Annotated in this window: 6 protein-coding genes; all 6 read left to right on the top strand. The window is 39.7% G+C overall.

Translation table 11 applies throughout. The annotated features are described in order from the left end of the window. A partial coding sequence (locus QZ359_RS01505; protein ID WP_293955933.1) for a cell division protein FtsA C-terminal domain-containing protein occupies nucleotides 1–437 on the top strand: 437 nt, incomplete at its 5' end. A 16-nt stretch (nucleotides 438–453) separates the two neighbouring features. Then, a complete protein-coding gene (gene ftsZ, locus QZ359_RS01500; protein ID WP_023943741.1) occupies nucleotides 454–1,713 on the top strand; it encodes a cell division protein FtsZ in 1,260 nt (419 codons plus the stop codon). A gap of 4 nt (nucleotides 1,714–1,717) precedes the next feature. After that, on the top strand, nucleotides 1,718–2,389 hold the full coding sequence (locus tag QZ359_RS01495) for a YggS family pyridoxal phosphate-dependent enzyme (protein ID WP_293955929.1): 672 nt from the start codon (nucleotides 1,718–1,720) through the stop codon (nucleotides 2,387–2,389). Nucleotides 2,390–2,398: 9 nt separating this feature from the next. Further along, complete coding sequence (locus QZ359_RS01490) at nucleotides 2,399–2,938, top strand: cell division protein SepF (RefSeq protein WP_293955928.1); 540 nt, start codon at nucleotides 2,399–2,401, stop codon at nucleotides 2,936–2,938. Continuing rightward, on the top strand, nucleotides 2,938–3,201 hold the full coding sequence (locus tag QZ359_RS01485; RefSeq protein ID WP_000576512.1) for a YggT family protein: 264 nt from the start codon (nucleotides 2,938–2,940) through the stop codon (nucleotides 3,199–3,201). Before QZ359_RS01490 ends, QZ359_RS01485 begins: the two co-directional genes overlap by 1 nt. Next, nucleotides 3,198–3,862 (top strand): RNA-binding protein (locus QZ359_RS01480; RefSeq protein ID WP_293955925.1); only part of this gene is annotated, 665 nt, incomplete at its 3' end. The genes QZ359_RS01485 and QZ359_RS01480, both read left to right, overlap by 4 nt.

Below are 3,862 nucleotides of genomic sequence, written 5' to 3'. Positions count from 1 at the left end.
GGCTCGGAGATGTGTATAAGAGACAGGTTTTGATTGGTGGAACCGCTATTTTACCGGGTATTGTGGAACTTGCTCAAGAAGTTTTTGGTGTTCGTGTCAAGCTTTATGTTCCAAACCAAGTTGGAATTCGTAATCCAGCCTTTGCGCATGTGATTAGTCTATCAGAATTCGCGGGACAATTGACAGAAGTACATCTCTTGGCTCAACGAGCAGTCAAGGGTGATGAAGGATTATTCCAACAACCGCTTAGTTTTGGGGGAATGATTCAGAAAACAGCTCAGTTTGTACAATCAACGCCTGTTCAACCAGCCCCTACCCCAGAAGTAGAGCCGGTGGCGCCTACAGAACCAATGGCGGATTTCCAACAAGCTTCACAAAATAAACCGAAATTAGCAGATCGTTTCCGTGGCTTGATCGGAAGCATGTTTGACGAATAAAGAGGAAAAATAAATTATGACATTTTCATTTGATACAGCTGCTGCTCAAGGTGCAGTGATTAAAGTAATTGGTGTCGGTGGAGGTGGTGGCAATGCCATCAACCGTATGGTCGACGAAGGTGTTACAGGCGTAGAATTTATCGCAGCAAACACAGATGTACAAGCATTGAGTAGTACAAAAGCTGAGACTGTTATTCAATTGGGACCTAAATTGACTCGTGGTTTGGGTGCAGGAGGTCAACCTGAGGTTGGTCGTAAAGCTGCTGAAGAAAGCGAAGAAACACTGACTGAAGCTATCAGTGGCGCAGATATGGTCTTCATCACTGCTGGTATGGGAGGAGGCTCTGGAACTGGAGCTGCTCCTGTTATTGCTCGTATCGCTAAAGATTTAGGTGCTCTTACAGTTGGTGTTGTAACACGTCCGTTTGGTTTTGAAGGAAGCAAACGTGGACAATTTGCTGTAGAAGGAATTAATCAACTGCGTGAGCATGTAGATACTCTATTGATTATTTCAAACAACAACTTGCTTGAAATTGTTGATAAGAAAACTCCACTTCTTGAAGCTCTTAGCGAGGCAGATAACGTTCTTCGTCAAGGTGTTCAAGGAATTACCGATTTGATTACCAATCCAGGATTGATTAACCTTGACTTTGCCGATGTGAAAACAGTTATGGCAAATAAAGGGAATGCTCTTATGGGTATTGGTATCGGTAGTGGAGAAGAACGTGTGGTAGAAGCAGCACGTAAGGCAATCTATTCACCACTTCTTGAAACAACAATTGATGGAGCAGAAGATGTGATTGTCAACGTAACTGGTGGTCTCGACTTAACCTTGATTGAGGCAGAAGAGGCTTCACAAATTGTGAACCAGGCAGCGGGACAAGGAGTAAACATCTGGCTCGGTACTTCAATTGATGAAAGTATGCGTGATGAGATTCGTGTAACAGTTGTTGCAACAGGTGTTCGTCAAGACCGCGTAGAAAAGGTTGTTGCTCCGCAAGCTAGACCGACTACTAACTACCGTGAAACAGTGAAACCATCTCATTCACATGGTTTTGATCGTCATTTTGATATGGCAGAAACAGCTGAATTGCCAAAACAAAATCAACGTCGCTCGGAACAAGCTCAAGGATCTGCTTTTGGTGATTGGGATTTACGTCGCGAGACAATTGTTCGTCCGACTGATTCAGTAGTGTCACCGGTAGAACGTTTTGAGATTCCAAATTCACAAGATGAAGATGAGTTGGATACACCTCCATTTTTCAAAAATCGTTAAGTAAATGAATGTAAAAGAAAATACAGAACGTGTTTTTCGAGAAGTCGCAGAAGCAAGTCTGAGTGCTCATCGCGAGAGTGGCTCAGTCTCTGTCATTGCAGTTACCAAGTATGTAGATGTACCGACAGCGGAAGCCTTGCTTCCGCTAGGGATTCATCATATCGGTGAAAATCGTGTAGATAAGTTTCTAGAGAAATATCAAGCTTTAAAAGATCGAGATGTGACTTGGCATTTGATTGGTACCTTACAAAGACGTAAGGTGAAAGATGTCATTCAATACGTTGATTATTTCCATGCATTGGATTCAGTAAAGCTAGCAGAGGAAATCCAAAAAAGAAGTGACCGAGTCATCAAGTGTTTCCTTCAAGTAAATATTTCTAAAGAAGAAAGTAAACACGGATTTTCGAGAGAAGAATTATTGGAAGTCTTGCCGGAGTTAGCCAAACTAGATAAGATTGAATATGTTGGATTAATGACGATGGCACCTTTTGAGGCTAGTAGTGAGCAGTTGAAAGAAATTTTCAAGGCGACCCAAGATTTACAAAAAGAAATCCAAGAAAAACAAATTCCAAATATGCCTATGACCGACTTAAGCATGGGAATGAGTCGTGATTATAAAGAAGCGATTCAATTCGGTTCCACCTTTGTTCGCATAGGTACAGCATTTTTTAAGTAGGAGAGAACCATGTCTTTAAAAGATAGATTCGATAGATTTATAGATTATTTTACGGAGGATGAGGATTTAAGTCTCCCTAATGAAAAACGAGATGAGCCCATTTTAACTCCAGTAAATTCTACACAGGAAAAGGCTCTCTTAACGAATCAAACACCAAGCACAAGTAGTACAAAAGAAAATAATATTACTAGACTGCATGCACGTCAACAAGAGTTAGCAAAGCAAAATCAGCATTCTACTGAAAAAGTAACAATTGATGTTCGTTATCCTAGAAAATATGAAGATGCGATAGAAATTGTTGATTTATTAGCAGGAAATGAAAGTATTTTGATTGATTTTCAATATATGACTGAAGTGCAAGCTCGTCGTTGTTTAGATTATCTGGATGGAGCTTGCCATGTTCTAGCTGGAAATTTGAAAAAGGTAGCTTCTACCATGTACCTGTTGACACCAGTGAATGTTATTGTAAATGTTGAAGATATTCGTTTACCAGATGAAGATCAACAGGGTGAGTTTGATTTTGATATGAGACGAAATAGAGTACGATAATGATTTTTTTAATTCGTATGATTTATAATGCAGTGGATATTTACTCCCTGATTTTGGTGGCCTTTGCTGTCATGTCTTGGTTTCCAGGCGCCTACGAATCAAGTTTGGGTCGTTGGATTGTAGCATTGGTAAAACCAGTGCTTGCTCCTTTGCAACGCCTGCCTTTACAGATAGCAGGTCTTGATTTATCTGTTTGGGTTGCGATTGTTTTGATTCGATTTTTAGGAGAAAACCTAGTCCGTTTTCTGGCGATGATAGGATGAATAAAGGGATTTACCAGCATTTCTCCATAGAAGATCGTCCATTTCTTGATAAGGGAATGGAATGGATAAAGAAGGTAGAAGATAGCTATGCTCCTTTTTTAACTCCTTTTATCAATCCTCATCAGGAGAAACTATTAAAGATTTTGACCAAAACTTATGGTCTTGCTTGTAGCAGTAGTGGGGAATTCGTCTTGAGTGAGTATGTTCGAGTTTTATTATACCCAGATTATTTCCAGCCAGAGTTTTCAGATTTTGAAATATCTCTCCAGGAAATAGTGTATTCCAATAAATTTGAACACTTAACGCATGCTAAGATTTTAGGGACAGTCATCAATCAATTAGGGATTGAACGGAAACTTTTTGGAGATATCCTAGTAGATGAAGAACGGGCGCAGATTATGGTCAATCAGCAATTTCTTCTTCTCTTTCAAGATGGATTAAAGAAAATTGGCCGTATACCCGTTTCGCTGGAGGAACGTCCTTTCACCGAGAAAATAGATAAGCTAGAACAGTATCGAGAGCTGGATTTATGTGTGTCTAGTTTTAGATTAGATGTTCTTTTATCAAATGTTTTGAAACTATCTAGGAATCAAGCAAACCAGTTGATTGAAAAGAAACTTGTCCAAGTAAATTATCATATGGTAGACAAATTGGATTATAC

Source organism: Streptococcus sp. (genome assembly GCF_019414905.1).
Classification (GTDB): Bacteria; Bacillota; Bacilli; order Lactobacillales; family Streptococcaceae; genus Streptococcus.
Note: the sequence above shows the minus strand (reverse complement) of the source record. Positions and strands in the feature narration are given on the sequence as shown.

Excerpts from the sequence above, each read along its gene's own strand:
- ftsZ (WP_023943741.1), top strand. The coding sequence starts at position 454 with ATGACATTTTCATTTGATACAGCTGCTGCTCAAGGTGCAGTGATTAAA.
- QZ359_RS01495 (WP_293955929.1), top strand. The coding sequence starts at position 1,718 with ATGAATGTAAAAGAAAATACAGAACGTGTTTTTCGAGAAGTCGCAGAA.
- QZ359_RS01490 (WP_293955928.1), top strand. The coding sequence starts at position 2,399 with ATGTCTTTAAAAGATAGATTCGATAGATTTATAGATTATTTTACGGAG.
- QZ359_RS01485 (WP_000576512.1), top strand. The coding sequence starts at position 2,938 with ATGATTTTTTTAATTCGTATGATTTATAATGCAGTGGATATTTACTCC.